At 69.6% G+C, this 26,143-nt stretch carries 26 protein-coding genes, 1 tRNA gene and 1 riboswitch (1 of these 28 cut by a window edge); of the genes, 13 read left to right on the forward strand and 14 right to left on the reverse strand.

The features are described 5' to 3' along the window. Positions 1 to 126: 126 nt before the first annotated feature. The 9 genes from glyS to JL100_RS02675 form a co-directional block, all read right to left on the reverse strand. On the reverse strand, positions 127 to 2,220 hold the full coding sequence (gene glyS / locus JL100_RS02635) for a glycine--tRNA ligase subunit beta (protein ID WP_202683711.1): 2,094 nt from the start codon (positions 2,218 to 2,220) through the stop codon (positions 127 to 129). Between the two features lie 16 nt (positions 2,221 to 2,236). Next, positions 2,237 to 3,163, reverse strand: a complete 927-nt coding sequence (locus JL100_RS02640) for a glycine--tRNA ligase subunit alpha (protein ID WP_202683710.1) — start codon at positions 3,161 to 3,163, stop codon at positions 2,237 to 2,239. Positions 3,164 to 3,382: 219 nt separating this feature from the next. Beyond that, entirely contained in the window at positions 3,383 to 3,622 is a 240-nt protein-coding gene (locus JL100_RS02645) for a PP0621 family protein (protein WP_202683709.1), read from the reverse strand. 36 nt (positions 3,623 to 3,658) lie between these two features. Further along, positions 3,659 to 4,429, reverse strand: coding sequence for a thiazole synthase (gene thiG, locus JL100_RS02650; RefSeq protein WP_202683708.1), 771 nt, complete (start codon positions 4,427 to 4,429; stop codon positions 3,659 to 3,661). Positions 4,430 to 4,467: 38 nt separating this feature from the next. Further along, on the reverse strand, positions 4,468 to 4,701 hold the full coding sequence (gene thiS / locus JL100_RS02655; RefSeq protein ID WP_202683707.1) for a sulfur carrier protein ThiS: 234 nt from the start codon (positions 4,699 to 4,701) through the stop codon (positions 4,468 to 4,470). Then, positions 4,698 to 5,909, reverse strand: a complete 1,212-nt coding sequence (gene thiO, locus JL100_RS02660) for a glycine oxidase ThiO (RefSeq protein WP_202683706.1) — start codon at positions 5,907 to 5,909, stop codon at positions 4,698 to 4,700. The genes thiS and thiO overlap by 4 nt, the downstream gene beginning before the upstream one ends. After that, a riboswitch (TPP riboswitch) is annotated at positions 5,900 to 6,000 on the reverse strand. Its footprint overlaps the gene before it by 10 nt. An 89-nt stretch (positions 6,001 to 6,089) precedes the next feature. Then, complete coding sequence (locus JL100_RS02665; RefSeq protein ID WP_228421039.1) at positions 6,090 to 6,932, reverse strand: S49 family peptidase; 843 nt, start codon at positions 6,930 to 6,932, stop codon at positions 6,090 to 6,092. Positions 6,933 to 6,980: 48 nt separating this feature from the next. Then, complete coding sequence (locus JL100_RS02670) at positions 6,981 to 7,739, reverse strand: tRNA1(Val) (adenine(37)-N6)-methyltransferase (protein WP_202683704.1); 759 nt, start codon at positions 7,737 to 7,739, stop codon at positions 6,981 to 6,983. Between the two features lie 2 nt (positions 7,740 to 7,741). Then, positions 7,742 to 7,957, reverse strand: coding sequence for a putative signal transducing protein (locus JL100_RS02675; protein WP_202683703.1), 216 nt, complete (start codon positions 7,955 to 7,957; stop codon positions 7,742 to 7,744). Between the two features lie 198 nt (positions 7,958 to 8,155). Here JL100_RS02675 and JL100_RS02680 point away from each other — a divergent pair, with 198 nt between their 5' ends. After that, entirely contained in the window at positions 8,156 to 9,178 is a 1,023-nt protein-coding gene (locus JL100_RS02680; protein WP_456115315.1) for a polyprenyl synthetase family protein, read from the forward strand. A gap of 118 nt (positions 9,179 to 9,296) precedes the next feature. Next, a tRNA-Pro gene (locus JL100_RS02685) sits at positions 9,297 to 9,373 on the forward strand. Between the two features lie 122 nt (positions 9,374 to 9,495). On the opposite strand, the gene JL100_RS02690 is transcribed toward JL100_RS02685, so the two are convergent. The 3 genes from JL100_RS02690 to JL100_RS02700 all read right to left on the reverse strand — a co-directional run bounded on the left by JL100_RS02690 (position 9,496) and on the right by JL100_RS02700 (position 12,733). Continuing rightward, positions 9,496 to 11,985, reverse strand: coding sequence for a PAS domain-containing sensor histidine kinase (locus tag JL100_RS02690; RefSeq protein WP_228421040.1), 2,490 nt, complete (start codon positions 11,983 to 11,985; stop codon positions 9,496 to 9,498). Between the two features lie 215 nt (positions 11,986 to 12,200). Further along, positions 12,201 to 12,428 carry a hypothetical protein gene (locus JL100_RS02695; protein WP_202683701.1) on the reverse strand — a complete coding sequence of 76 codons (228 nt, stop codon included), beginning with the start codon at positions 12,426 to 12,428 and terminating at the stop codon, positions 12,201 to 12,203. An 80-nt stretch (positions 12,429 to 12,508) separates the two neighbouring features. After that, positions 12,509 to 12,733 carry a hypothetical protein gene (locus JL100_RS02700; protein WP_202683700.1) on the reverse strand — a complete coding sequence of 75 codons (225 nt, stop codon included), beginning with the start codon at positions 12,731 to 12,733 and terminating at the stop codon, positions 12,509 to 12,511. Between the two features lie 177 nt (positions 12,734 to 12,910). Between JL100_RS02700 and ubiA the strand changes: the two genes are divergently transcribed. The 4 genes from ubiA to JL100_RS02720 all read left to right on the forward strand — a co-directional run bounded on the left by ubiA (position 12,911) and on the right by JL100_RS02720 (position 15,236). Continuing rightward, positions 12,911 to 13,855, forward strand: a complete 945-nt coding sequence (gene ubiA / locus JL100_RS02705) for a 4-hydroxybenzoate octaprenyltransferase (protein ID WP_202683699.1) — start codon at positions 12,911 to 12,913, stop codon at positions 13,853 to 13,855. Positions 13,856 to 13,913: 58 nt separating this feature from the next. After that, positions 13,914 to 14,597: a class I SAM-dependent methyltransferase gene (locus tag JL100_RS02710; protein ID WP_202683698.1), complete on the forward strand. Its 684-nt coding sequence runs from the start codon at positions 13,914 to 13,916 to the stop codon at positions 14,595 to 14,597. A gap of 105 nt (positions 14,598 to 14,702) precedes the next feature. Then, the gene (locus JL100_RS02715) at positions 14,703 to 14,876 is read left to right on the forward strand and encodes a hypothetical protein (RefSeq protein ID WP_202683697.1); all 174 of its coding nucleotides are present in this window, start codon (positions 14,703 to 14,705) and stop codon (positions 14,874 to 14,876) included. Between the two features lie 54 nt (positions 14,877 to 14,930). Continuing rightward, a complete protein-coding gene (locus tag JL100_RS02720) occupies positions 14,931 to 15,236 on the forward strand; it encodes a hypothetical protein (RefSeq protein ID WP_202683696.1) in 306 nt (101 codons plus the stop codon). On the opposite strand, the gene JL100_RS02725 is transcribed toward JL100_RS02720, so the two are convergent. Further along, a complete protein-coding gene (locus JL100_RS02725; protein WP_202683695.1) occupies positions 15,227 to 15,955 on the reverse strand; it encodes a gamma-glutamylcyclotransferase family protein in 729 nt (242 codons plus the stop codon). The genes JL100_RS02720 and JL100_RS02725 overlap by 10 nt on opposite strands. A 121-nt stretch (positions 15,956 to 16,076) precedes the next feature. On the opposite strand from JL100_RS02725, the gene JL100_RS02730 reads away from it, so the two are divergent. The 4 genes from JL100_RS02730 to JL100_RS02745 all read left to right on the forward strand — a co-directional run bounded on the left by JL100_RS02730 (position 16,077) and on the right by JL100_RS02745 (position 21,342). Beyond that, positions 16,077 to 17,588, forward strand: coding sequence for a UbiD family decarboxylase (locus JL100_RS02730; RefSeq protein ID WP_202683694.1), 1,512 nt, complete (start codon positions 16,077 to 16,079; stop codon positions 17,586 to 17,588). A gap of 306 nt (positions 17,589 to 17,894) precedes the next feature. Further along, positions 17,895 to 18,797 carry a calcium-binding protein gene (locus JL100_RS36645; RefSeq protein ID WP_323378388.1) on the forward strand — a complete coding sequence of 301 codons (903 nt, stop codon included), beginning with the start codon at positions 17,895 to 17,897 and terminating at the stop codon, positions 18,795 to 18,797. A 98-nt stretch (positions 18,798 to 18,895) separates the two neighbouring features. Continuing rightward, positions 18,896 to 20,053, forward strand: coding sequence for a DUF3616 domain-containing protein (locus JL100_RS02740; protein ID WP_202683692.1), 1,158 nt, complete (start codon positions 18,896 to 18,898; stop codon positions 20,051 to 20,053). Between the two features lie 41 nt (positions 20,054 to 20,094). Then, positions 20,095 to 21,342, forward strand: coding sequence for a multidrug effflux MFS transporter (locus JL100_RS02745; RefSeq protein WP_202683691.1), 1,248 nt, complete (start codon positions 20,095 to 20,097; stop codon positions 21,340 to 21,342). A gap of 18 nt (positions 21,343 to 21,360) precedes the next feature. Here the strand turns inward: JL100_RS02745 and JL100_RS02750 are convergent, their stop codons facing one another. After that, positions 21,361 to 22,326, reverse strand: a complete 966-nt coding sequence (locus JL100_RS02750) for a crotonase/enoyl-CoA hydratase family protein (protein ID WP_202683690.1) — start codon at positions 22,324 to 22,326, stop codon at positions 21,361 to 21,363. Positions 22,327 to 22,672: 346 nt separating this feature from the next. Between JL100_RS02750 and JL100_RS02755 the strand changes: the two genes are divergently transcribed. From JL100_RS02755 to JL100_RS36650, 3 genes are all read left to right on the forward strand, one after another. Then, positions 22,673 to 24,202 (forward strand): response regulator, encoded by a 1,530-nt coding sequence (locus tag JL100_RS02755; RefSeq protein WP_202683689.1) that lies wholly within the window; start codon positions 22,673 to 22,675, stop codon positions 24,200 to 24,202. Positions 24,203 to 24,294: 92 nt separating this feature from the next. Beyond that, entirely contained in the window at positions 24,295 to 24,816 is a 522-nt protein-coding gene (locus JL100_RS02760; RefSeq protein WP_202683688.1) for a PAS domain-containing protein, read from the forward strand. Then, a protein-coding gene (locus JL100_RS36650) for a methyl-accepting chemotaxis protein (protein ID WP_202683687.1) crosses the window boundary here: on the forward strand, positions 24,791 to 26,143 show its 5' portion. It continues 195 nt past the right edge of the window; only the first 1,353 of its 1,548 coding nucleotides appear in the window; the start codon lies at positions 24,791 to 24,793; its stop codon lies beyond the right edge, outside the window. Before JL100_RS02760 ends, JL100_RS36650 begins: the two co-directional genes overlap by 26 nt.

The raw sequence follows: 26,143 nt of genomic DNA on the forward strand, positions 1-26,143 counted from the left end.
TGTGATGGACTCAAATACTGGATTGACCGTGGTTAACAACTACCCCGGCAAAATGCTCCAGGACTATTCCGCGAGTTGTTGGGCGGATCATGGCTTTGCATATGATCATATGCGAACCGTCACGCCTCAGCCCTCTATCCTGGAGAAATCCGCGATCCGATTCAAGGTCGCGGGAATCTGGCTCAGGAGACGCAGACGGTTTACTCGGAGGGGGGGCTGGTCGGCATTGACCGTCACCTTGTCGAAGAAGGCGTCCACCGGCGCGCGGAGCGCCGCCAGCGCGCCCATGCAGCCGGCGAAGTCCTCCGTGGCGAGCAGGGGCACCGCGGCGCGCTCGGCCTCGGCCAGCGCCTGGAACAGCGCCTTCTCCTCCGGCTGCTCCAGCAGGCCCGCCTCGGGCGCGCCGCCGTGGGCGGTCCCGTCCTTCTTCTCCTCGATCCGGACGATGTTGGTGGCCCGCCGGTAGGCGGTCAGCAGGTTGGCGCCGTCGTCCGTGCCCAGGAAGCCCTGGAGCGCCTGGACCCGCCCCAGCAGGCGGACCAGGTCGTCCTCCCCGCCGAGCGCGAACACGGCGTCCACAAGGTCGTGGCGAACGCCCCGGTCGCGCAGCACGACCTTCAGCCGGTCGGCGAAGAAGTCCAGTAGCTGCGGCCCGACCTGGGCGGCCGGCACCAGCTTCTCGGCCCGGTACAGCCCGTGGGCGATCCCGAACACGCGGCCCAGTTCCAGCCGCAGGCCGTTGTCCACGATCAGGCGGATCAGGCCGAGGGCGGCGCGGCGCAGCGCGTAGGGGTCCTTGGAGCCGGTCGGCCGCTCGTCGATCGCGAAGAACCCGACCAGGGTGTCCAGCTTGTCGGCCAGCGCCACCGCGACGCTGACCGGCGCGGTCGGGCAGCGGTCGTTGGGCCCCAGCGGCTTGTAGTGCTCGGCCACGGCGTCGGCGACTTCGGGGGCCAGCCCCTCGCCCAGCGCGTAGTAGCGGCCCATGACGCCCTGGAGCTCCGGGAACTCCCCGACCATGCCGGACACCAGGTCGGCCTTGGCGAGCCGGGCGGCCAGCCGCGCCCGGTCGGGGTCGCAGCCCGGCACGAAGGCGGCCAGCTCGGCGGCCAGGGTCTCCAGCCGGCTGACCTTCTCCGCGACGGTGCCGAGCCGGGCGTGGAAGATGACGGACTCGAGGGCCGGAACCCGCTCCTCCAGCCTGACCTTGCGGTCCTGCTCCCAGAAGAACTTGGCGTCGGACAGCCGGGCGCGCAGCACGCGCTCGTTGCCGGCGATCACGGCGGCCCCGCCGTCGGACGTGACCATGTTGGCGACCACCACGAAGTGCGGCGCCAGCGCGCCGGTCGCGTCGGTCGTGGCGAAATATTTCTGGTGGGTCCGCATGGAGGTCGTCAGAACCTCCGGCGGGACGTCCATGAACTGCTGGTCGATGGCGCCGCTCAGCACGACCGGCCATTCGACCAGCCCCGTGACCTCGTCGAGCAATCCCTCGTCCGGCGCCACCACGAGGCCGTGGGCGCCCGCGACCTCCGCCGCGTCGGACGCGATCTTCGCCCGGCGCTCGTCCCTGGACAGGATCACGTGGGCGGACCGCAGGCCCTCGCGGTACCGCTCGAAGCTGCCGGCCTCGACCACGGCGTCGGGCGAGAGGAAGCGGTGCCCCCGGGTGGTGTCGACGAACGTCAACGTTCCCAGCCCGCCGCCCAGATCGAACGACCCCTCGACCGGCTTGCCGTCGAACACCGCCAGGACATGGTGCAGCGGACGGACCCAGCGGAAGCCGCCGGTCGCCCAGCGCATGCTCTTGGGCCAGGGCAGCTCGCGGATCGTCTCGGCGATCAGGCCGGGCAGCACCTCGGCGGTGGCGCGGCCGGGCTTCTCCACCACGGCGAACCAGAACGACCCCTTACCGGTGTCGCGCTGCTCGCACTGGTCCAGGCTGGACAGGCCGGCCCCGCGCAGGAACCCGGCGACCGCCTGCTCCGGCGAGCCGACGCGCGGTCCCTTGCGCTCCTCCCGCACGTCGGCGGTGCGCCCGGCCAATCCTTCCACCACCAGCGCCAGCCGGCGCGGTGTGGAGTGGGCCTCGCTCGCGGCGGCCGTCAGGCCGGCGGCCTCCAGCTTGGCGGTGACGAGACGCTGGAGATCCTCGGCCGCGCGGGCTTGCATGCGGGCCGGAATATCCTCGGAGAACAGTTCGATCAGAAGCTGGGGCATGGTTTCCGGCGGTCTGTCAGGAAGTCGGGCCGGCGGCGGACGGGGCCGGGGCCAGTGCCGGGGCCGATGCCGGCAATCCCGCCAACCAGGCCTCGCAGCAGCCCTTGGCGAGCGTTCGGACGCGGCCGATATAAGCGGCCCGCTCGACCACGCTGATCACGCCGCGCGCATCCAGTAGGTTGAACAGGTGGCTCGCCTTGATGCACTGGTCATAGGCGGGCAGGGCCAGCTTGGCGTCCAGGAGCATCCGGCATTCCGCCTCGGCGTCCTTGAAATGCCGGAGCAGCCGGTCGGTGTCGGCATATTCGAAGTTGAAGGTGGAAAACTCCACCTCGGACCGCTTGAAGACGTCGCCGTAGCGGACGCCGGCGCCGTTGAAGTCCAGGTCGTAGACGTTCTCGACGCCCTGCACATACATGGCGAGCCGTTCCAGGCCATAGGTCAGCTCGACCGCGACGGGATCGCACTCGATGCCGCCGACCTGCTGGAAATAGGTGAACTGGGTGACCTCCATGCCGTCGCACCAGACCTCCCAGCCCAGTCCCCAGGCGCCCAGGGTCGGGCTTTCCCAGTCGTCCTCGACGAAGCGGATGTCGTGCAGAGCGGGGTCGATCCCCAGGGCGTAGAGGCTCTTCAGGTACAGGTCCTGCGCATCGGCCGGCGATGGCTTCAGGATCACCTGGAACTGGTAATAATGCTGCAAGCGGTTCGGATTTTCGCCGTAGCGCCCGTCCTTGGGCCGGCGCGACGGCTGGACATAGGCCGCGCGCCACGCCTGCGGCCCCAGCGCCCGCAGGGTCGTCGCCGGGTGGAACGTGCCGGCGCCGACTTCCATGTCATAGGGCTGGAGGATGACGCAGCCCTGTTCCGCCCAGAAATTCTGGAGCTTCAGGATCAGCCCCTGGAAGCTGAGGGGCCGTGTCGCCGCGCTTGCAGGCGCCATGTTCGCTCACACTTTATGATTATGTTGCAGTGCGTGGACGATACGCGGGCAATCTGGCGGAATCAAGTGCAGGAGGCGATGCGTCGGAGCCGGCGACCCGGGGCGGGTGAACAGCGCAGGGCCGGATTGCCCACGGATCAACGCAGACGAACACAGACAGGATCGAAAAAACATCTGTGTCCATCTGCGTTCATCTGTGGACAAGCAACAGGAACCCCCTCACCGGTAAGGGCAGTCCGGGCGGCCGCAGGCGCTGGCCTTGGTGGCCGACACGTAGACGCCGCAGGAGGCGCAGCGGACCATCTCCTGCGCGTCGCGGGGGCGCGGGCGGGGCAGCCCGGCCTCGCGGCGGGCCGCCATCTCGCGCTTCGCCTTGGCGATCGCCTGGGAGCGGGTCACGAACTTGAAGCCGAACCACACGATGGCGATCAGCAGGACGAGGGTGAGGAACTTCAACATGCTTTCTCTTAGTGCCCTCGCCCCATGCCGGTCAAGTCAGGTGCCGATCAGGCCGAGCTGGGGACTTGAGGCCTGGGCGTAGGTCCGCTTCGGGATGCGGCCCGCCTCCCGGGCGGCGTGCCCCGCCTCCACCGCGGCGCGCATCGCCGCGGCCATGCGGCGCGGGTCGCGGGCCTTGGCGACGGCGGTGTTCAGCAGCACGGCGCTGCACCCCAGCTCCAGCGCCAGGGTCGCGTCCGAGGCGGTGCCAATCCCCGCGTCCAGGATCACCGGAACGGAGCTGCGCGCGCAGATCAGCTCGATCGCGTGGGGATTGGCGATGCCCAGGCCGGAACCGATCGGCGAGCCCAGCGGCATCACCGCCGCAGCCCCGGCGTCGGCCAGCTTCCGGCACGACACCGGGTCGTCGTTGCAGTAGGGCAGCACGGTGAAGCCGTCGGCGACCAGCTCCTCGGTCGCGCGCCGGAGCTCCTCCACGTCGGGATGAAGGGTCTCTCGGTCGCCGATCACCTCCAGCTTGATCCAATTCGTGTCCAGCGCCTCTCGGGCGAGGCGGGCGGTCAGCACCGCCTCCCGCGCGGTCGAGCAGCCGGCGGTGTTGGGCAGCAGGACGTAATCGGATCCCAGCAGGTCGACCATGCTCTCGGCATAGCCTTCCAGGCTGATGCGGCGGATCGACACGGTGACCACCTCGGCCCCGCTCGCCGTGATGGAGTCGAGCATGACCTGGCGGTTCGGGTAGCCGGCGGTGCCGATGAACAGGCGGGAGGTGAGCCTGCGGCCGGCGATCTCGAAGGAATCGGACATGGACGTGCTTTCAGGGCTTCGTATGGGAGTATCCGGCGTCAGCCGCCGGAGAACGGGCGGACGATCTCCAGGTCGTCGCCTTCGGCCAATGCCGTGTCGGCCCAGCGGCCGGCGGGGACGACCTCGCCGTTCAACGCGACGGCGACGCCGCGGGCTCCGGGAACCACCCCCTTCCCGCGCAGCAGGGCGTCGAGCGTCGGAGCCGCCAGCGGCTCGCGCTGGCCGTTCACCTGGATATGCGGGGGGATATGCGGGGGGACATGTCGGGTCATGGAAGTTCCTTCCCACTCTGCGGGCGGCCTGGCGCCACCTTCTTGACGAACCGGTCGATGCCGAACGGGCGGATGACCTCGGCGATCCGCCCGGTCAGGATATAGTCGGAGACGGCGTCGGCGGTGACCGGGGTCAGCAGGATGCCATTCCGATGGTGGCCGGTCGCCAGGACCAGCCCGTCCAGCGCCGAGGGCCCCAGGATGGGCGCGTCGTCGCGCGAGCCGGGGCGGAAGCCCACCCAGAGCTCGTCGATCGGCAGTTCCTCGACCCCCGGCAGCGCCCGCCAGGCACCCTCGAGCAGGGACATAACGCCTCCGGCGGTCAAGTCGGTGTCGAATCCGCGCTCCTCCACGGTGGCGCCGATCACCAGCCGGCCGTCGCGGCGCGGCACCAGATAGACGCCGGGCGTCCAGACGACATGGCGGAGCAGCGGTTCGCGCGGGTCCATCCGCAGGGCCGCCATCTGTCCCTTGACCGGCCGGACCGGCGGCCGGGCATCGTCGGGCAGGCCGGGAATCCCCCGCGACCAGGCGCCCGCGGCCAGCACGGTCACGTCGGCCCGGTGCGGCCGGCCGCCTGCGGCAAGCAAGCCAGCCGCGCGCCCGCCCTCGACCAGGATTTCCTCGACCGGAGCGTTCTCGTGCAGGCGCCCCCCGGCCCGCTCGAAGGCGGTGCGGAGCGCCAGGGCGACCTTGCGGTTCTCCACCTGATGGTCGCGCGGGCTCAGGATCGCCGCCGCCGTGCCGGTGTGCAGATAGGGCTCGCGGCGCTTGGCCTCCGCCCCGGTCAGCCACTCATGGCCGAGCCCCAGGCTCTTCTGGAGGTCGAAATTGAAGCGCAGCCGGGCGACGTCGTCGGCGTTCAGGGCCACCACCAGGGTGCCCTCGGTGCGCAACTCGACATCGATGCCGGAGGCGGCCTGAAGCTCCTCGGCGAAGCCCGGCCACAGGTCCTGGCTGTGCCGGTTCAGCGGCAGCTGGCCTTCCTCGCCGGGCTCGACCTCGACCCCGGCCGCCAGCATGCCCGCGGCGGCATGGCTGGCGCCGCGTCCCGCCTCGCCCTTGTCGAAGATCTCGACCCGGCACCCGGCGGCGGCAAGGCGCCAGCCGATGCCCAGCCCGACCACGCCGGCACCGACGATGGCGACCGAGGGGCGGTCGGACCGCGGGCCGGTCGAAATATCGGAAATGGATCGCGCTGTCGTCATGGGGGGCTCCCTTCGTCGGCATTATCCGAACAGGTTCGATGGGTATGATCTCAGCCGGCCCATCGACGGACCGGCACCCCAGCCAGATTTTCCGGACTCTCGTCCGGGGCCGCGACTATGCGGCATGCCCCGGTATGACCGCAAGGCTTATCGGGCAGCCGCCCAGCCCGGGGGCCGGCGCTACAGGCCGAAGCGGGACCACATGGCACGCTCCTCGGCGGCGCCGATCACGGCGGACACCAGGTCGTCGGCGACGCCGGCCGGCAGCAGCGGCAGCGCCGCTTCCGTCCGGACGCGGCCGCGCCACCAGCGGCGCTCGCCATGGACCAGCCGCAGGTTGACCTTTTCGCCGAAGCGGTCGCGCATGACCGAGCGCAGGTCGCCGAGCCCGTCCACCAGCCCCAGCTCCAGCGCCTTGGCGCCGGTCCAGAACTCCCCCGAGAACAGGTCGTCGTCGGTCCCCTTCAGGCGGTCGCCGCGCCGGCCGCGGACCATCGCCTTGAAGGCGTCGTGGATCTCCGCCTGGATCGCCTTCAGCCGGACGATGTCCTCGTCCCGCTCGGGCTGGAACGGGTCGAGCATGGCCTTGCGGGTACCGGAGGTGTGCACCCGCCGCTCGATCCCGTAGCGGGCGATCAGGTCCTGGAAGCCGAAGCCCGCGGATACCACGCCGATCGAGCCGATGATCGAGCTGGGATCGGCATAGATCTCGTCGGCGGCGCAGGCCAGCCAATAGCCACCCGACGCCGCGACGTCCTCCGCGAAGGCGAAGACCAGCACTTTCTTCTCGTCGGCCAGCTGGCGGATCCGTCCCGCGACCAGGGCGGACTGGACCGGCGAGCCGCCGGGCGAATTGACCTGGAGCGCCACGGCCTGCTGGCCGGGAACGGAGAAGGCGCGCTGGATGGCGGGCGCCAGCGCCGCCAGGGTGATTCCCGGGCGGAGCGCCCCGCCGGCGCCGATGACGCCGGACAGCCGGAGGACGGAAACGGTGGGGGCGGGCTTGCGACCGAGGGCGGTCATGATACGGCGGATCAGCATGCCGCTTAACATGGGGCGGACGCCCTGATTTCAAAGATCCAGCGCGGCGCCGTCGCGCAGGATCGCCTCCGCCGCCCCGGTGAACCGCCCGTCGGCCTCGTGAAGCACCAGGCCGGGCATCAGGCGGGCGGGGCTGCGGGCTCCCTTGCGCGCGGTCACCAGGATGCGCCGGGCCGGCCGGCCCGCCTTGGGCCACAGCGGAACCAGGGTGATCGCGCCGAACCGGCCGTGCAGCAGGGCGATCAGGTCGTCCAGCCGGTCGGCCCGGTGGATGACGGTCAGGGTGCCGCGCGGCTTCACCCGGCGGGCGCAGAAGTCCAGCCAGGCCGCCAGGTCGGCCGCGCCCTCGCCATGTGCCAGCGCGCGGCTCCCGTCCGGCGGCGGGGTATGGGTGCCAGCCTCCTGGAACGGCGGGTTGGTCATCACCCGGTCGAAGGCCGTGGCGGCGATTCCTTCCGGCGGCGCCAGCAGGTCGCCTTCCAGGATGCGGACCCTGTCCTCCAGCCCGTTGGCGCGGATGTTCTCCGCGCCGAGCGCCGCGAGATCGGGCTGAAGCTCCAGCCCGGTTACGTCGGCCCCGGGAACGCGCGACGCCAGGCAGAGGGTCGCGGCGCCCACGCCGGCGCCGACGTCGAGCACCCGTTCCCCCGCCGAGGCGGGCGTCGCCGCCGCCAGCAGCACCGGATCGATGGCGGCGCGGTAGCCCCGGGCGGGCTGCATCAGGAGGACCCGGCCGCCCAGCAGCCGGTCGGCGGTCCGGTGGGGGACGGGGTTATCGGCCGGGGGCATCTTCAGTCGGGGGCAAGGTGGCCCGTCTCCTCCAGGATCCTGCGGGCCGCGGCATAATCCTCCTCCGCGACCATCAGGCGCCGCGGGATCGCGCCGATGCTGCCTTCCAGGATGCTGGTATAGGTGTCGAGGACGACCGCCTCTATGCCGGCATCGGCCAGCAGGGCCGTCAGCCACGAGACCAGCACCGGATCTACCGTGCGCAGGAGTTCCTTCATGATTCCTTCCCCGGGACGGCCGGTCAGACGGACCGGCGAACCTGTCCTCCCCAGCGAATAGCACGCCGGAGGAGGCATGGAAACGGCATGCCGCCGCGGCCTGGCATGCGTCGATTTCGACAGCGCACTTGACCAGCGAAGTCCTGTCCTTATGCTCGCTAGCGATTCGTGCCCTGCCACGCCATGCTGGAGACCAAATTGGCGGTCGTCACCAACCTCAGCCTGAAACGATCAAACCCCGACGTGAACGCACTCGATAAGCTGACGGACCTGGTCGCCGACGACCTCAAGGCCTGCAACACCCTGATCATCGACCGGATGCAGTCGCCGGTCGAGCTGATCCCCCAGCTCGCCGGATACATCATCGCGGCGGGCGGCAAACGCCTTCGCCCGGTCTTGACGCTGGCCTCCGCCAAGCTGTGCGGCTATGACGGGATCCGGCACCAGGCGCTCGCCGCCTGCGTCGAATTCATCCATACCGCGACGCTGCTCCACGACGACGTGGTGGACGAGAGCGACCTGCGCCGGGGGCTGGCGTCCGCCAACGCCGTGTTCGGCAACAAGGCGAGCGTGCTGGTCGGGGACTTCCTGTTCAGCCGCTCCTTCCAACTGATGGTCGAGGACGGCTCGCTGGAGGTGCTGCGCATCCTGTCCCACGCATCCGCGGTGATCGCGGAGGGCGAGGTGCTCCAGCTCACCACGTCCAACGACACCGGCACCAGCGAGCAGGCCTACCTGGACGTCATCCGCGCCAAGACGGCGGAGCTGTTCGCCGCCGCCTGCCAGATCGGCGCGGTGGTGGCATCGCGCCCGGCGGTGGAGGCCGACGCCCTGTTCGCCTACGGGCTCAACCTCGGCATCGCGTTCCAGCTGGTCGACGACGTGCTGGACTATTCGGCCCTGCAGGCCCGGCTGGGAAAGACGGTGGGCGACGATTTCCGCGAAGGCAAGATCACCCTGCCGGTGATCCTGGCCTACCGCCGCGGCAGCGACGAGGACCGCGCCTTCTGGCACCGCACCGTCGAGGAGATGGAGCAGGGCGAGGGCGACCTGGACCGCGCCATCGCGATGATGAACCAGCACGGCGCGCTGCGCGACACGGTGGAGCGGGCCCGGCACTATGGTGCCATCGCCCGCGATTCCCTGGGCCTGTTTCCCGACGGGCCGGAGAAGCGCGCCCTGCTGGACGTCATCGACTTCGTCATCGACCGGGAGTTCTGATCCGGTTCGGGGAATATCCGCAGGCTGGACCGGATATCGTGGAATTCGGCACTTGCGCGGGGACAGCCCAGCCGGTATATACCCGCCCACGCCGCCTCGCGGCGGACATCCAGGGTAACGGAGTGTAGCTCAGCCTGGTAGAGCACTGTCTTCGGGAGGCAGGGGCCGGAGGTTCGAATCCTCTCACTCCGACCATGAAGCAAAAAGGGCCTCGGCATCGCCGAGGCCCTTTTTGCTTGACCCATGACACTGAGGCGGAGGGGCGGCGTCCCGCCGCCCGAAGTGCGCGCACTCTCCCACGCGGCCCTGTCCGACGATCAAGTCGTCGCGCGCACCGTGCCGGCGGGCTGGGTGGCGGTGCTGGCCCTGACCGGCAGGATGCACCGGATGCAGGTGCCCTCGTTCAGGCGGCTTTCGATCTCGACCCGGCCGCCGTGCAGCTCGATGAAGCTCTTGACCAGCGACAGGCCCAGGCCGGCGCCGGTCTGGCGGGCCTGGGGGTTGGCCCGCTCGAAGCGGCCGAACACCCGCTCCTGGTCGGCCGCCGGGATGCCGATGCCGGTGTCGCTCACGGCCAGCACGAAGGAGCCGCCGATCCGTTCGGCGGAAACCAGGATCCTGCCGCCCGGCGGGGTGAACTTGATGGCGTTGCTGATCAGGTTGAACACCGCCTGCTTCAGCCGTTTCTCGTCGGCCTCGATCGTGCCGATGTCGTCGGCATGCTCGATCTCCAGCTTCAGGTTCTGCTTGCGCGCCCAGTCGCGGGTCAGGTTGAGCACGCTGCCGAGCATCGCCGGGATATCGACCGGCGCCCGCTCCAGCACCATGAAGCCGGCCTCGACGGTGGCGAGGTCCAGGATGTCGTTGATCAGCAGCAGCAGGCGCTGGCCGCTGTCCAGCACGGCGCGGCTGTATTCCAGCTGGCGCTCGTTCAGCTCGCCGAAATACTGGTTCGCCAGGATCTCGGCGAAGCCCATTATGGCGTTGAGCGGCGTCCGCAGCTGATAGGAGACGTTGGCGATGAACTCCGCCTTCAGGCGGTCGGCCGCCTCTAGCGCCGCGTTGCGCTCGCGCAGCGCCTGCTCGACCCGGACGCTGTCGGTGACGTCCAGGAAACTGGTCAGCACCGCGCCGTCGGGCAGCGGCACGCTGGAGAACTCGACCACCGAACCGTCCGCCCGCTCGATCCGGCCGTTGCGCGCGGCCCGTTCCAGGGTGCTCGCGATGCTCTCGTTCTTGAAGCCGTCCCAGTCGTTGCCGAAGTCGAAGAAGTTCTTCATCCTCTCGACCAGCTCGACCAGGTGCGGCTCGCCGTTCAGGTCCTCGGGCCGCAGGCGCCAGATCCGGGCATAGGCCGGGTTCGACAGCTTCAGCCTGCCGTCGCCGCCGAACACCGCGATGCCCTCGGCCAGGTTGTCCAGGCTTTCCTGCTGGACCGCCATCAGCGTGTTGTAGGAGGATTCCAGCGCCAGCGCGTTGGTCACGTCCTCCAGGATGAACATCAGGCCGCCGAAGGGGTGCGGCACCAGCAGCATGCGCAGCGTCGTGCCGTCCGGAAGATGGAGCAGATCCTCGGCCGGTTCGATCAGGGAGGTGAACTTGGACAGCTGCTCCCGCTTGTAGCGCGGGAAATCGGCATGCTCCGGCAGGCGCCGGCGTGCCCGCAGATCCTCCATCACCTCGCCGTAGGTCGGCTCGGTCTCCAGCCATCCCTCGTCCAGGCCCCAGAGCGAGACATAGGCCTGGTTGAAGAACAGCAGGCGGGTATCGGCGCCGTAGATCGCGATCGGCGATCCCAGCTGTTCGAGCACTTCCCCGTGGGCGGCGATGTGGCGGTTCAGTTCCCGGCGCAGGTCTTCCTGGGGCGTCAGGTCGAGCGCGTAGCCGACCAGCATGGGCGCCGATGTCCCCGGGGCCTCGGCCACGGGGGCCTCGGTGATCTCGATCAGGCGGCGCGCGCCGTCGATGACCAGGTGCTGGGTTTCCGACCGGGCAGCGCCGTCGGCCCTGGCCTGTTCGGCGAGCGACCTGCGCGGCTCGTCGAGCGACGCCGGCACAAGCTCGCTCTGCCGTTCAAGGGCTTCGTCGCGGGTGAGGTCGAGCGCGTCGGCGTAGGCCTTGTTGCACCAGGCGATCGACAGGTCCCGGCGGCGCAGCCAGATCGGGAAGGGAACCCGGTCAAGCGCCGCGCGGATCTCCTCCAGGGTCTGCAGGGCCGCCGTGCGGGCCTGGGTCTGGCGGGTGATCTCGCCCGTGATGTGGCCGATGTCGCGGGCCCACAGGACGTCGAACTTCTCCCCGCCCGCGGAACCGGTCCCGCGCGATCCGCTCAGCTCCAGGACCCGGCCGTCGTCGGCCGTGGTGACGACGATCCGGAACGGCTGCCCGGTCCGGCGCAGATGGCCGAAGGCGCCGTTGAGCGCCGCCGCGTCGCTCGGCGCCAGGGCGTTCTCGATGTCCTCCAGCCGGTCGCAGCGCCCGATTCCGAGCAGGCCGGCGAACCCGGGGGAGAGCGCGTAGGTGCCGTCGGGGCTCCAGCCGCACCAGGCATCCGGGGAAGCCGACAGCAGCGCCTCCAGCCGGTCTATCTCACCCAGCAGGTCCGCCGTGCGCTTCGACTTGCCGCGAACCCGGAGGGTCTGCCAGGCAAGGCCGACGACCCCGGCCAGTGCCGCCGCACCCAGGGTGATCATCGACCCGCTCGGCCCCAAGTCGACGGCCGGAGTCTGGGCGCAGGCCGACGTCGCCGTCAGCGTCGCGCCGGCGGCGGCCAGGAGGATCGTGTGTTTTGAAGCCAGCTTTCTCACGGGGAAGGTGTTAGTTAACCTAGTTTAACTCAATCGATGAACGACGTTACATAAACGATCGGCTTTCGTCCATCCTTACGCCCTTGGCGGGAGGCTGTTTCGACCTCGCGAGCGGATTTTTTCCTTGGATCGAGGTTCCATAAACCTGCGGGTGAGGACATCCGGCCGCCCGGCGGCGGGCGTGCCCGCCGCCTGCGGTTCCTCCGGCGGGCCGCCTACTGGTTGGGGGACCGGGTGATGGTCTTGATCGGTCCGCGCGGGTTGCCGGACATTTCGGCGATCTTGCGGTCCTGTGCCTCGATGATGGCGCGTGCCGGCTCGTCGCCGTCCAGCCCCCCGATTTCGGAGCTGGGAACCTTGCGGTTCGAGGTCTTGACGCCATCCTGGTACACGACGTCGAACAGGACGTACGCGTTGTCGGTCGGCTGCTTTTTTCGGGCCATTGCCCCTCTCCCAATGCGATGCAGGGTCAACGGACTTCTTTAGGGCATCGGATCGACCTGCCGACACCGTCTCTATAGGCCTATGACGTTTGGCCCGGAGCGGTCCCGCCCGGCTCGACGTCGGCATGGGATCGGTCTTCGCCGGCGGGGTCGCCGTCGGAGTCGTCATCCGACGTCTCCGGGCCGGTGGAAGCCTTGCGCTGGGCGACGGCCTCCTCCTTCAGGCGAAGCTTCTCCTGCTTCTTCTGTTCCTTGGCGCGATTGCGATCGGCGCGCTGCTGGTTGTAGTTGGGCTTGAATGCCATAAGACCTCCTGGGACGTCGGCACTGTAGCACGCCGGCCCGACGCCACCGCAACCCCCCGCCGCACGCTTTCGCCGATTCCAGCCGATCGCCGGGTGCAAGTCGGCGGCGGTCTGGGCTAGAGTGCCCGCGCCGACATTACCGTATCCATGGCCAGGCCCGACGGACAGATGCCCCCCATGACGCCAGCCCCAGCCCCGATCGGTGCCGCGGAACCGCGCCGCGACGGGTTCACCGACATCCGGCCCGATGGATGGATCGACCGCCATGCCCCGGCGGCCGTGCGGCCTTACCTGAAGCTGGCGCGGCTGGACCGTCCGATCGGGACCTGGCTGCTGCTGTTCCCCTGCTGGTGGAGCCAGGCGCTGGCGACCCAGGGCTGGCCCGATCCCTGGATGATGGTGCTGTTCGGGATCGGCGCCGTCGTGATGCGCGGCGCCGGCTGCACGGTCAACGACATCCTGGACCGCGACATCGACGGCTTGGTGGAGCGGACCCGGACCCGCCCGATCCCGAGCGGGCAGGTGACGGTGCGCCAGGCGCTGGCGTTCCTGGTGTTCCAGATGCTGGTCGGCCTGGCGGTGCTGGTGCAGTTCAACCTTTTCACCATAGCGCTCGGGGCGGCGTCGCTGGTGCTGGTCTTCACCTATCCGCTGATGAAGCGGATCACCTGGTGGCCGCAGGCCTTCCTGGGCCTGACCTTCAACTGGGGAGCGCTGGTCGGCTGGGCGGCGGTGACCGGCGGGCTCGACCTGCCGGCGCTGCTGCTCTACGCCGCCGGCATCGTCTGGACGCTGGGCTACGACACGATCTACGCCCACCAGGACAAGGAGGACGACGCCCGGATCGGCGTCAAGTCCACGGCGCTGCGCCTGGGCGACGCCTCCAAGATCTGGATCTACGGGTTCTACACGCTGACCTATGGCGGGATGCTCGCGGCCGGGATGGCCGCCGGGCTGGGCGTCTGGTTCCAGCTCCTGCTTACTGCCGCGCTGCTCCAGCTCGCCTGGCAGGTCGGGACCTGGCGGCCGGACGATCCGGCGGACTGCCTGTCCAAGTTCAAGTCGAACCGCTGGTTCGGCTGGCTGGTGCTGGGCGCCATCGTCGCAGGCCGGGTCCCGTGACCGGCTGAGCCGCCGATTCCGCTTGCGCGGGGCGGGGGCGTATGGGCAACTCCGCGCCATGACCATCACCGCTCCCCCCAGCGGCTCCGATGCCGGCCGGGAGGCCTTCATCCGGGCGAACACCGAGCTTGCGGCGCCGCCGCTGCTGCCGGAGGTCCTGCTTCACCTGGCGACCCAGGTGACGCCGCTGTGGGAGGCGACCGAGGCGAGCCTCGCCGCCTGCAACCTGCCGCCGCCCTACTGGGCCTTCGCCTGGCCGGGCGGCCGGGCGGTGGCCCGCCACGTCCTGGACGATCCCGGCCTGGTGGCGGGGCGCCGGGTGCTCGACTTCGCGTCGGGCAGCGGCATGGCCGCCATCGCCGCCGCCAAGGCCGGCGCCGCCCGCGTGGCGGCGGTGGAGATCGATGCTTTCGCGGTCGCGGCCATCGGGCTCAACGCGGAGGCCAACGGCGTGGCGCTCGACGTGCTCAGCGAAGACATCGTGGGCCGCCCGCTGCCCGGGATCGACGTGGTGCTGGCCGGCGACGTCTGCTACGAGCGGCCCATGGCCGAGCGGGCGATCGCCTGGCTGCGCGGGCTGGCCCGCGGCGGCACGTTGGTCATCCTGGGCGACCCCGGCCGCGCCTACCTGCCCAAGTCCGGCCTGGAGCCGCTGGCCCGCTTCGCCGTGCCGACCTCCCTGGACCTGGAGGACAGGGAGGTTCGCGACACCACGGTATGGCGGCTGCTGGGGGAGGAGTAGAGCGGTTTCGGCGCTTTCGCCTGCTCCCCGAAGCAGGTTGCAGGGAAATGCGGTCATGCTACATTCGGGGTCCCGACGCTGGCGCGGACAGTCGGAGGTAGGACGATGAACAGGCAGGCTGTTGCAAAAGGTTTGAGAATGCTCCGCTTCGGGGCATATGGTGGTCTTGCCTGCGCCGTCGCCGCCGGGGCGATCGGCATCGAAGACGTCTATCAGGCCATAGTCAGCGTGATCGGTTTCGGCAGCCTTGTCGCATGGAAGCTGTCGCACCTTGCCTGATTCCCGATCCAGGAGGACCGGAGCGCGGCGGCCTCCGCAACCCCGCTGACCATCATGAATCCCTGGGGCAAAGGCGAGCTGATTTCGCTCCTGTTCGGCGTGAGCTTCGTCTTTTTCGGTCTGCTCCTGCACCGCAAGGTGCTGTCGAGGGATAAGGTCTTCGGGTTGGCGGCCAATGGATTGACGCTGGGGCCGTTGGTCATGATCGTGTTCGATCCGTTGAACAAGTACCTGATGCTGGTCGATCTCGATCTGCTGCAGATCGCCGTGACCGAGGCCAGGCTGACCCTCTGGTGGGCTGCGTTGGTGGCCGCGGTCAATATGCTTCTCACCCTCTTCCCTGCCGCCAATCAGCCTTGACGGTCCAGGCGCAGGCCCGACAGCGCCAGCGCCGCCGTCTGCTCCGCCCGGTAATCCGGGTCCGTCACGATGGCGTGGATGAATCCGTGGAGATCGCTCCCCGGGGCGAGCCGGGCGCGGACGGCCTCCAGAACGCCGGGCTGGTCCAGGGCGGGCCAGGTCCGGCCGGCGCAGGGGATCGCGGCGAGGGCGACCGGCCGGCCGTCGATCGCCAGGGCGCCGCGCCGGCTCAGATAAGCCTCGGCGGAGGCGATCACGCCCAGCCCCTCGATCTCCAGCCGGATGCCGCCCAGCTCCCGGCGGTCGTAATTGACGCCGATCCCCTCGGTCGCGTCCATGCGCTCCAGCTCGGCCCCGGTCAGCCACTGCACGGCGACCTCGACCACCGCTCCGGGGGCGGGCGCCGGGTGCAGGGTGGCCGGCAAGGCGCCGTAACGGGTGAAATGGGCCGAATAGACCACGTCGAACCCGGCCAGCCTGCCGCACAGCACGGGGATGGTGAGGGGGTGCGGCCAGTCCCTGAACTTCCGCGCGAGCTGTTCCGGCGCCCGGTTGGAGCCGCAGGCGATCACCGGCACGCGATCCGCCAGAAGTGCCGGCAGGGTGGCCGGAAGCGGGTGCTGCGCCCCGTCCCGGAACAGGTAGGAGCAGGCCGGGAACGCGTAGGGATAGCCGGAGGCCAGGGCCAGGACCGCGGGGTCGATGGGGGAGGAAGCCATGGCGCCGACGGTGCGGCGTCCGGCGCCGTTCGTCAATCCGCTTGACGCGGCGGCGGCGAAGCCGATGTTAGGCCGACTTCCTTCCCGCCCTTTCCTTCCTGCCGTCAGAGATGCTGATCCGATGCCCTATTCCTCCCTGCGCGATTTCATGGACCGGCTGGAGCGCTCGGGCCGCCTCGTCCGGGTCAAGACGCCGGTCTCGCCCGTGCTGGAGATGACCGAGATCCATACGAGGCTGCTGGCGCAGCAGGGGCCGGCCGTGCTGTTCGAGAACGTCGTCCGGCCGGACGGGTCGCGCTACGAGATGCCCGTCCTGATCAACCTGTTCGGCACGGTGGAGCGGGTCGCCTGGGGCATGGACCGCGAACCGCACCAGCTGCGCGGCGTCGGCGAGACGCTGGCCTTCCTGCGCCAGCCGGAGCCGCCGGGAGGATTCCGGGAGGCGCTGGAGCTGATCCCGCTGGCCAAGACCGTGCTGTCGATGAAACCGAAGACGGTGTCCTCGGCGCCCTGCCAGGAGGTCGTGCTGAAGGGCGACGACATCGACCTGGGCCGGCTGCCGATCCAGGGCTGCTGGCCGGGCGAGCCGGCTCCCCTGATCACCTGGCCGCTGGTCGTGACCAAGGGACCGGGCAAGAAGCGCGAGGACGACTTCAACCTCGGCATCTACCGCATGCAGGTGACCGGCCGGAACACCACGCTGATGCGCTGGCTGAAGCACCGGGGCGGCGCCCAGCACCACCGGCGCTGGGCGGCGTCGGGCAAGCGCGAGCCCCTGCCGGCCGCCGCCGTGCTGGGGGCGGACCCCGGCACCATCCTGGCCGCCGTCACGCCGGTGCCGGACACCCTGTCGGAATACCAGTTCGCCGGGCTGCTGCGCGGCCGCAAGGTCGAGCTGGTCGATTGCAAGACCATCCCGCTGAAGGTCCCGGCCCAGGCCGAGATCGTGATCGAGGGGCTGGTCAGCCTGGACGAGTTCGGCGACGAGGGGCCGTACGGCGACCACACCGGATATTACAACGCGGTCGAGCCGTTCCCGGTCTTCCACGTCACCGCCATCACCATGCGGCGGAACCCGATATACCTCTCCACCTTCACCGGCCGCCCGCCCGACGAGCCGAGCGTGCTGGGCGAGGCGCTGAACGAGGTCTTCATCCCCCTGCTGGTCCAGCAGTTCCCCGAGATCGTGGATTTCTGGCTGCCGCCGGAGGGCTGCTCCTACCGCATCGCCGTGGTGTCCATGAAGAAGGCCTACCCGGGCCACGCCAAGCGGGTGATGATGGGCGTCTGGTCGTTCCTGCGCCAGTTCATGTACACCAAGTGGGTCATCGTCGTGGACGACGATATCAATGCGCGGGACTGGAAGGACGTGATGTGGGCCGTCTCCACCCGCATGGACCCGGCCCGCGACATCACCGTGGTGGAAGGCACACCGATCGACTACCTGGACTTCGCCAGCCCGGAAAGCGGCCTCGGCGGCAAGGTCGGCCTGGACGCCACCAACAAGTGGCCGCCGGAGACCAAGCGCGAGTGGGGCCAGCAGCTCCGCATGACCGACGAGGTGGTCGAGGAGGTCACCCGCAAGTGGGACAGCTACGGCATCCCGCTGCACGGCAAGCCGATCTGGAAATGAAAAAAATACAAGAAAACTTGTATTGGGCATTGGGCCCCAGTCCGTTCCGGACTAATCCACCCCGAAATCGTATGCGGCGACGGGTGCCTGGGCGTGGTTGGAACCGTAGATCCGCAGGGCGCTCGGACAGGAGAAATCGGCAGTGACAGCGCACCACCCGGAATTGCAGGGCGGAGAGACCGATCGTTTCGAAGCAGCTTCCATCGCTTCCGGTTGCGGGACTGACGTTCATCCCTCGTAAACGGCATCCGACCGATGCTTTGGTTGCCGGAGCATTCGCCGGCGGCCGATCGGGGAGGTGATGCCATGCGCTACCGGATGGGCGGCAGCGTGATCGAGTTCGGAAGCGCCGGCGGCGACGTGATCGCGGCGGCGACGCGGATGGTGTTCGACTGGGCGCCGGCGCCGGGAAATTCCTTCGAGTGGATGAGGTACGATGCCGGCGACGAGTTGCCCGATGCCGGAAGCCGGCCGAGCACGGCGACCGGAACGGTCACGTTCGACAGCCTGTCCCCGGCGCTGGGGTTCGCCGGACCGCCGGCCGGCTTCCGGTTCGACTCGTCAAGCATGAGCGATACGCTGGAAAGCCTGAAGGCAGACCCGTTCGCCGTCTGGGACAACTGGGCTTGGGATCCGGCGACGCGGACCCTGGACCCGCGGATGGGGTATGAATCCGGCCACAACGCCTGGGTCGAATATGCCGAAAGCCTCGTCGTCAGCCAGGGCTATGCCACGGAAGGGGGGTTCCGTTTCGTCCATCACGGAAGCTGGGTCCTGCGGCCGACGCCCGACCTGATCGCGTTCGGCGGCGCCGGGAACGATCGTCTCTTCGGCGGCACCGGCAACGATACCCTGTACGGCGAGGCCGGCGACGACGAGCTTCACGGCGGGCTGGGCCGGTCCTTCCTGTCCGGCGGTTCGGGCAACGACCGGCTGACCGGCGGCTTCGGCGGTTCGGTCATGACCGGCGGACCGGGTGCCGATACCTTCATCTTCGCCCCCGGCGGAGGAGCCGACACCGTGACGGACTTCGACGTCCTCCGCGATCGGCTGGTGTTCGACAGGCCGGTGGCGGAGGTTCTGGAAAGTGCCGTTTCCCTTGGCGGATCGACCCTGATCGACCTGGGCGGCGGCAGTATCGTCCATCTCGCCGGCGTCGCTACGGAGCAGTTGCTGGCGCGGGCGGATACGATCTTCGCCATGGCGTGACCGCGGAGCCACGGCCAGCCCCACTTCCCCCCTTGCCCCGGATCGCACGCCCCCGCACTCTTCCCGGAAGGCAACGAGCAGGCAGGGACAAGAAAAAGATGGCCGCGAAGAAGCAGACACCGAAGCCGCAGCGGATCATGCTGGACTTCCACCACCACGAGGGACTGGGCGGGAGCGTCGAGGAGGCGATCCGCAACGATCTGTCGGTGGTCAAGCAGTCCGGCCGCTGCCTCTGGACCGCGTCGGACGAGACCGCCACGATCGAGCGCCTGACCACCGAGGACTGGCAGACCTTCGGCCGCCACACGCCCTACCGGCTGGCCGACTTCTTCGACCTGCCGGTCGAGGGAGAGGTGGACATCGAGGGGCTGTCGGTGGACGGCGACTATCTCTGGATCTGCGGCTCGCACAGCCTGAAGCGCAAGAAGCCCGATCCCGACGACAAGGGGGTCGAGGAGGCGCTTGAGCGGCTGACTCGGGTGGAATGCGAGCCGAACCGCTACCTGCTCGGCCGAATCCCCCTGGTCCGCGAGACGGAGGATGGCGTCCATGCCTTGGCCCGGACCGCGCCGTCGAGCGACGGCGGCGCCGAGCTGAGGGCCGGCCGCCTCAAGATGGACGCCAAGGGTTCCAACGCCCTGTCCAAGGCGCTGCGCAAGGACGAGCATCTCGGCCGCTTCATGGCGATCCCGTCCAAGGACAACGGCTTCGACGTGGAGGGCATCTCCGCGCGGGGCGACCGGGTGTTCCTCGGCATGCGCGGGCCGGTGCTGCGCGGTTGGGCGGTCCTCCTGGAGCTGGAGGTCACGGAAAAGGGCAGCGTCGGCAAGGCCGCCGGCCTGAAGCTGCGCCGGATCGGCCCCGATGGCGAGCGTTACCGCAAGCATTTCCTGGACCTGGACGGGCTGGGCATCCGCGAGCTGTCGCTGGAAGGCGACGACCTGCTGATCCTCGCCGGGCCGACCATGGACCTGGACGGGCCTGTGGTCCTGTACCGCTGGCACGACGCCTGGAACCAGCGGGAGGAGACGGTAATCCCGCGCACCCGGCTGGAACGGGTGATGGACATCCCCCACGGCATCGGCTTCGACCATGCCGAGGGGGCGACTTTGTTCGAGCGGCCGGGCGAGCCGCCGGCGGTGCTGGTCGTCTACGACAATCCCGGTCCGGACCGGCTGGACGCCGACGGCGCGGGTGTCGCGGCCGATCTGTTCCCTCTGCCGCCGAGGAAACCGCGCAATCCAGCCATGTCCTGAGGAAGGTTGGCAGGCGGCCGGGGCGGGTTACCCTTGCGGTCATGACCGCCTCCACGACAGCCACGCCTCCGGCCACCGCCGGCCGGCCGCCGCATATCGCGATCCTGATCGCCATCACGGCGATCGGGCCGCTGGCGCTCAATATCTTCATCCCGTCGATCCCCGGACTCGTTCGGGTGTTCGAGACGGATTACGGCACCGCCCAGCTGGCGCTGACCCTGTACCTGATCGGCATCGCCTGCGGCCAGCTGATCTACGGGCCGCTGTCCGACCGGTTCGGCCGCCGTCCGGTGCTGCTGGCGGGGCTGAGCGTCTTCGTGGCGGCCAGCCTGGTCTGCGCGCTGGCGCCCACGATCGGCATGCTGATCGCCGGCCGGATCGCCCAGGCGGTCGGCGGCTGCGCCGGCATGGTGCTGAGCCGCGCCATCGTCCGCGACGTCTACGAGCGCGACAAGGCCGCCAGCATGCTGGCCTACATCACCATGGCCATGGCGGTGGCGCCCGCGGTCGCCCCGGCGCTGGGCGGTTTCCTGGAGGTCTGGTTCGGCTGGCAGGCCAGCTTCCTGCTGGTGCTCGGGTGCGGCGCCGCGGTGTGGCTCTGGAGCCTTGGGTCCCTACGAGAGACGAACTTCCGGCGCCAGCCGCTGCCCGGGCCGGTCGGCATGGCGATCGGCTACGCGGCGCTGCTGCGCTCGCCGGAGTTCCTGGGGTACGCGCTGAACACGGCCTTCGCGTCGGCCGTCTTCTTCGCCTTCCTGGCCGGCGCCCCCTACATCATGATCGACCTGCTGAGGCGGCCGCCCAGCGAGTACGGGACCCTGTTCGTGCTGGTCTCTGCCGGCTACGCGCTGGGCAGCTTCATCGCGGCTCGGATGGCGACACGGCTGGGCGCCCGCCGCCTGGTGCTGGGCGGCACCCTGGTCAACCTGGCGGGCGTGTCGATGATGGGCGCGCTCGGGCTGCTGGGCCTGTTCGACGCGCTGGCGATCTTCCTCCCCATGTGCATCGTCGCCGTCGGCAACGGCGTCAGCATGCCGAGCGGCATCGCCGCCGCGATCAGCGTCAACCCGAGGGTGGCCGGCGCCGCGTCGGGCCTGCTGGGCTTTCTCCAGATGTCGGTGGGTGCGTTGGCGACGGTGGCGGTGGGTTACCTTAAGGACGACGACCAGATGCCCATGATCCTGGTGATGGCCGTGTCCGTGGTGCTGTCCGTCGGGGCCTATCTGCTGGCGGTGGGGGCGGGGCGGCGGTCGGGGAGTGCGGTCCCGGCGCCGGGGACCACGGACTGACGGGGGACCGACGGGGGATCAGTCGCCGACGCCGCCGAGTCGCAGGTCTTCGTCCGGGGCCGATCCGGTCCGGGCGCGGCGGCGGTCCTGGGCCGCGACCAGCCGTTCCATCATCCTCAGGTCGGTCGGGTCCAGCGTCAACGCGGTATCGACCCACAGGTCGGTGATGTCGTTCAGGTCCTGCAGGGTGATCGGGTTGACCCGCTGGCGCGCCTGGTAGATCGCCCGATGGGCGGCGTGGCGACGGCTGTTCTTGCGGACATAGTCGAGCAGGACCTCCTCGCCCTCGCCGTCCTCGGCCAGGACGTCCACGATGCCCATGTCGTAGAGCTCGGCGCCGGTGTGGATTCGGCCGCTCATGATCAGCTTCTCGGCGACCGCGGCGCTGCTCCGGCGGGCCAGGAAGTTGTAGGCGCCCATGCCGGGGAACAGGTTGAACATCACCTCGGGCAGGCCGAACTTGGCGCTGCGCTCGGCCACGATGACGTTGGCCGACAGCGCCGCCTCGAACCCGCCGCCCAGCGCGTCGCCCTGCACCAGGGACATGGTGATCACCGGCAGGTCGAGCGCCACCGAATTGGCGTGGATCTCGGCGACGCAGGCCCGGGCATAGGTCGTCAGCGCCTCGCGGTCGCGCCGGCGGATCAGCTGGGCGAACAGGCCCAGGTCGCCGCCCAGGTTGAAGACGCCCGGCATCCGCGATCCCAGCACCACGTACTTGACCTGCGGCTCGGCGGCGTCGCCGCGCGAGGCCAGCATCTGGCGGACCCGGCGCAGCTCCCGGAGGACGCCCGGGGTGAAGCTCGGCCTGTCGCTGAAGCGGAAACGGCACCAGAAGACGCCGGTGCCGGCGTCGAAGTCGATATCGAGTTCGCGGAACTGGCGGTCCAGCTGAAGCGGGGCGCGCCGGGGCTGCTCCGGGACAGTGGCGGGCTTTTCAATTTTAACCGAATTGAGAAGGTGGCCGCTAATCTGCTCAAGCATGACTCTCTCCATCGCTTCCAGTATGCAAGGCGTCAGCCGGTCAGATCCGCGTTCGCCAAGGTCCAGGGTGGGCTGTCTCTCACCCATTATTTTGGGGTACAAACCTAAGAAACGGTTAATTGTATCTATCGCGTATGCATGCGGGCTTTGATTTATTGGTGGTGTCGCTCTAGATTTGTCGCCGTAAGAATTGCGCTGAATGTCGTATTTACATTCAGTAAAGTTTTATAGAGAGAGCAGCCATCGGACTTGCCCGTCAGCGGTTCCGGATCTCCGGGAATGATTGTCGGGATATGCGAGTACCCGCCCTGGCCAGGGCGCCACGTTTTGGGGAAAAGACGTTACGGTGAGTTTCTTGAGGGTTTCCGTCTCCGAAACGGGGGTCGCCATCATGGGCGCCGAGGTCTTCATCATCGACGACCGCAGCGTCAATCGGAAAATCCTGACCAAGTTCGCGTCCTCGGTCGGCGACGACATCAACGTGTCCGCCTTTCCCAATCCCGTGGAAGCCCTGGATGCCTGCCGGCGGACGGTGCCCGACCTGGTCATCACGGACTTCAAGATGCCCCTGATGGACGGGGCGGGGTTCATCCGGGCCCTGCGCGGCCATCCCGGCACCGCCGACGTGCCGGTGATCGTGGTCACGGCCTACGAGGACCACGAGATCCGGCGCGAGGCGCTGGAGGCCGGGGCGACCGACTTCATCCTCAGCCCGGTCGATCCCTGGGAGTTCCAGACCCGCGCCCGCAACCTCCTGCGGCTGCGCGCCCAGCAGTTCGTGATCCACCGACAGACCGTGCGGGAGAGCGAGGAGCGCTTCCGCCTGCTGGTGGAGGGAGTGCGCGACTACGCCATCGTGATGCTCGACCCGGCCGGGCTGGTGACCAGCTGGAACGCCGGGGCGGAGCGCCTGCTGGGCTACTGCGAATCGGAGATCCTGGGCCAACCCGCCGGGGTGCTCGACCCCGCCGCAGGCATCGGGGTGCCGCAGGGCGAAGGGGCGTCGGGGGGCGTCGGCGCCATGCTGGCCCTGGCGGCGTCGGACGGCAGCGTCCACGGCGAGCATGTCCGCGTGCGGAAGGACGGCTCCCGCTTCCAGGCCGACATCCTGGTGACCGCGATGCGCGACGATGCCGGCCGCCTCGCCGGCTTCTCCATGGTCACCCACGACATCACGACCCGCCGCGACATGGAGGCGGCGCTGCGCGACGCCCTGGCCGAAAGCCAGGTGCTGCTGCGCGAGCTGCACCACCGCGTGCGCAACAACCTGCAGGTCATCAGCACCGTGCTGTACCTGCAGACGCTGGGCATGCCGGAAGGCGACCTGAAGCACGGCTACCGCCGGACCCAGCAGCGGATCGACGGGCTGGGCCTGCTGTTCCGCAACCTGCTCGGCCCCAGCCGGATCACCAGCGTCCGGTTCGACGGCTATCTGGTCGATCTGTGCAACAGCCTGGTCCGCGACTTCGACGCCGGCCGCCAACTGGTGCGCCGGGCCGACATCGGTTCGCTGGCGCTGGAGCTGGACATGGCGGGGCCGCTCGGGCTCGTGATCGCCGAGATCCTGTTCACGGTGGCCGAGGGAGCGCCGGCCCGGACGGGCGGCGGCCTGATGGTGCGGGTCGAGCCCGAGTCGGGCGGCCTGAGGCTGAGTTTCGAGTTCGACCGCGACCCCGGCGCGGGACCGCCCCTGGTCGGGGGGCGATACGGGCTCGGCCCCGCCGTCATGGCGGCCCTGGTCGACCAGCTCGGCGCCCGCATCGCCCTCGACGAGGCGGCGGTCGCGGAGGACGGCCCGGAAGACGGTGCCCCCGCCCCGGAAGTCGGCGCGCGGATCTCGCTGACCATGCCGGCGAGCCTGTTCGAGCCGGTCTGACCGACGCCCGGTTCCGGCGGGTTGACCTGGATCAAACGTGGTATGGCCGACATGGGGTATAGGGTTGTCCCTGCAGCAAGGGGGACCACCGCATGGCGAGGCCGATTGCCGCCCCGACCGGGCGCGAACGGACGTTCGGCGAGGACGAAATCATCGTCAGCAAGACCGACCTGAAGGGCCGGATCACCTACGCCAATTCCGTCTTCCTCAGGATCGCGGGCTATGAGGAGGCCGAGGTGCTGGGCCAGCCGCACAGCATCATCCGCCATCCCGACATGCCGCGCGCGGTGTTCAAGCTGCTGTGGGAGACGATCGCCTCCGGGCGGGAGATCTTCGCCTACGTCAAGAACATGGCGCGCGACGGGGACCATTACTGGGTGTTCGCCCACGTCACGCCGAGCTTCGACATGGCCGGCGCGATCACCGGCTACCACTCCTTCCGCCGCTGGGCGAGGCGCGACGCCATCGCCGCGGTCGAGCCGCTGTACGGCAGGATGCTCGCCGCCGAGTCGGCGGGCGGCCGGCGGGACGGCATGACGGCCTCCACGGCGCTGCTGCTCGAAGCGATGGAGCGGAAGGGGACCGGCTATGACGCGTTCATCCTCTCTCTCTAGGATCCGCGCGCTGGCGGGCGCCATCGCCGCCGCCGGGGCCGCCGGCGCCCTGCTGCCGCTCCTGGCTTCCGGGGCCCTGCCGGGCTGGTGGAGCGCCGCGCCGCTCGCCGCAGTGCTGGGGGCCGCGCTCGCCATCCTGGTCCTGGCCGGACGGGTGGAGCGGGCGATCCGGCGCGCCGACGAAATCTGCGCCGAGGCCGCCGCCGGCAACTACGACCGCCGGATCACCGGGGTGGAGGAGGGCGGCGATCTCGGCCGGCTCTTCGTCCGGGTCAACGACGTGCTCGACCTCGCCGACTGCTTCAGCCGCGAGGTCGGGGCCGCCATGGACCATGCCAGCCGCAAGCTCTATTACCGCCGGGTGACGCTGACCGGCCTCAAGGGCTGCTACCGCGCCGTGGCCGACGTGATCAACCGCTCGGTGGCCGACATGGCGGAGCGCGACCGCGTCCTGGCCGAGGCCGAGCACGACATCGCCGACCTGGTCGAGGCGGCATCGCACGGCGACTTCGGCCGGCGGCTGGTGGTCGCCGACCGCGCCGGCGCCATGGGCCGGCTGTGCAACGGGATCAATGCCCTGACGGCCACGGTCAGCACCAGCCTGACGGCCATCGACGGCGTCCTCTCCGCCATCTCCCGGGGCGACCTGGAGCGCAGGATCGAGGAGGACCTGGAGGGCGTCTTCGCCACGATCAAGACCAACACCAACCACATGGCCGAGCGCCTGCAGCGCATCGTGGCCGAGATCGGCGACGCCGCCGACCGGATCGGCGGCACCGCCGGCGACATCGCGGACGGCAGCCGGAACCTGTCGGGCAGCGCCGAGCAGCAGGCCGAGCACCTGGAACGGACCTCGTCGGCCATGAAGGAACTGACGGCCTCCGTCCGCAGCAACGCGGAGAGCGCCGCCGAGGTGACCCGCTCGGTCGAGGAGGCGAGGGCGCTCGCCAACTCGGCCGGACAGGTGGCGGAGGACGCGGTGGCCGCCATGCACAGGATCGAGCAGTCGTCGAAGCGCGCCGCCGACATCATCGGCCTGATGGACGAGATCGCCTTCCAGACCAATCTCCTGGCCCTGAACGCCGCCGTCGAGGCGGCCCGCGCCGGGGAGGAGGGCAGGGGGTTCGCCGTGGTCGCCGCGGAGGTCCGCATGCTCGCCCGCCGCGCCGGCGACGCATCCGGGGACATCAAGCGGCTGCTGAAGGAGAGCGGCGGGCACGTGGTCAGCGGCGTGGATCTGGTGACTGCCGCGGTCAAGGCGCTCGACGAGATCGCGACCTCGGTGACCGCCGTGGCAGACCGCGCGATCGCGATCGTCGGGGCCACC

The sequence above is a fragment of the Skermanella mucosa genome (assembly GCF_016765655.2).
Taxonomy (GTDB): domain Bacteria; phylum Pseudomonadota; class Alphaproteobacteria; order Azospirillales; family Azospirillaceae; genus Skermanella; species Skermanella mucosa.

What these genes read in the sequence shown, in the direction of transcription:
- thiG (WP_202683708.1), bottom strand. Translation starts at nt 4,429, where the DNA reads ATGTCCGATTCCTTCGAGATCGCCGGCCGCAGGCTCACCTCCCGCCTG.
- JL100_RS02715 (WP_202683697.1), top strand. Translation starts at nt 14,703, where the DNA reads ATGAACAGGCAGGCTGTTGCAAAAGGTTTGAGAATGCTCCGCTTCGGG.
- JL100_RS02640 (WP_202683710.1), bottom strand. Translation starts at nt 3,163, where the DNA reads ATGGCGCCTGCAAGCGCGGCGACACGGCCCCTCAGCTTCCAGGGGCTG.
- JL100_RS02670 (WP_202683704.1), bottom strand. Translation starts at nt 7,739, where the DNA reads ATGCCCCCGGCCGATAACCCCGTCCCCCACCGGACCGCCGACCGGCTG.
- JL100_RS02745 (WP_202683691.1), top strand. Translation starts at nt 20,095, where the DNA reads ATGACCGCCTCCACGACAGCCACGCCTCCGGCCACCGCCGGCCGGCCG.
- JL100_RS02700 (WP_202683700.1), bottom strand. Translation starts at nt 12,733, where the DNA reads ATGGCATTCAAGCCCAACTACAACCAGCAGCGCGCCGATCGCAATCGC.
- JL100_RS36645 (WP_323378388.1), top strand. Translation starts at nt 17,895, where the DNA reads ATGCGCTACCGGATGGGCGGCAGCGTGATCGAGTTCGGAAGCGCCGGC.
- JL100_RS02710 (WP_202683698.1), top strand. Translation starts at nt 13,914, where the DNA reads ATGACCATCACCGCTCCCCCCAGCGGCTCCGATGCCGGCCGGGAGGCC.
- glyS (WP_202683711.1), bottom strand. Translation starts at nt 2,220, where the DNA reads ATGCCCCAGCTTCTGATCGAACTGTTCTCCGAGGATATTCCGGCCCGC.
- JL100_RS02675 (WP_202683703.1), bottom strand. Translation starts at nt 7,957, where the DNA reads ATGAAGGAACTCCTGCGCACGGTAGATCCGGTGCTGGTCTCGTGGCTG.
- thiO (WP_202683706.1), bottom strand. Translation starts at nt 5,909, where the DNA reads ATGACGACAGCGCGATCCATTTCCGATATTTCGACCGGCCCGCGGTCC.
- JL100_RS02730 (WP_202683694.1), top strand. Translation starts at nt 16,077, where the DNA reads ATGCCCTATTCCTCCCTGCGCGATTTCATGGACCGGCTGGAGCGCTCG.
- JL100_RS02760 (WP_202683688.1), top strand. Translation starts at nt 24,295, where the DNA reads ATGGCGAGGCCGATTGCCGCCCCGACCGGGCGCGAACGGACGTTCGGC.
- JL100_RS02725 (WP_202683695.1), bottom strand. Translation starts at nt 15,955, where the DNA reads ATGGCTTCCTCCCCCATCGACCCCGCGGTCCTGGCCCTGGCCTCCGGC.
- JL100_RS02665 (WP_228421039.1), bottom strand. Translation starts at nt 6,932, where the DNA reads ATGACCGCCCTCGGTCGCAAGCCCGCCCCCACCGTTTCCGTCCTCCGG.
- ubiA (WP_202683699.1), top strand. Translation starts at nt 12,911, where the DNA reads ATGACGCCAGCCCCAGCCCCGATCGGTGCCGCGGAACCGCGCCGCGAC.
- JL100_RS02740 (WP_202683692.1), top strand. Translation starts at nt 18,896, where the DNA reads ATGGCCGCGAAGAAGCAGACACCGAAGCCGCAGCGGATCATGCTGGAC.
- JL100_RS02695 (WP_202683701.1), bottom strand. Translation starts at nt 12,428, where the DNA reads ATGGCCCGAAAAAAGCAGCCGACCGACAACGCGTACGTCCTGTTCGAC.
- JL100_RS02750 (WP_202683690.1), bottom strand. Translation starts at nt 22,326, where the DNA reads ATGCTTGAGCAGATTAGCGGCCACCTTCTCAATTCGGTTAAAATTGAA.
- JL100_RS02720 (WP_202683696.1), top strand. Translation starts at nt 14,931, where the DNA reads ATGAATCCCTGGGGCAAAGGCGAGCTGATTTCGCTCCTGTTCGGCGTG.
- thiS (WP_202683707.1), bottom strand. Translation starts at nt 4,701, where the DNA reads ATGACCCGACATGTCCCCCCGCATATCCCCCCGCATATCCAGGTGAAC.
- JL100_RS02645 (WP_202683709.1), bottom strand. Translation starts at nt 3,622, where the DNA reads ATGTTGAAGTTCCTCACCCTCGTCCTGCTGATCGCCATCGTGTGGTTC.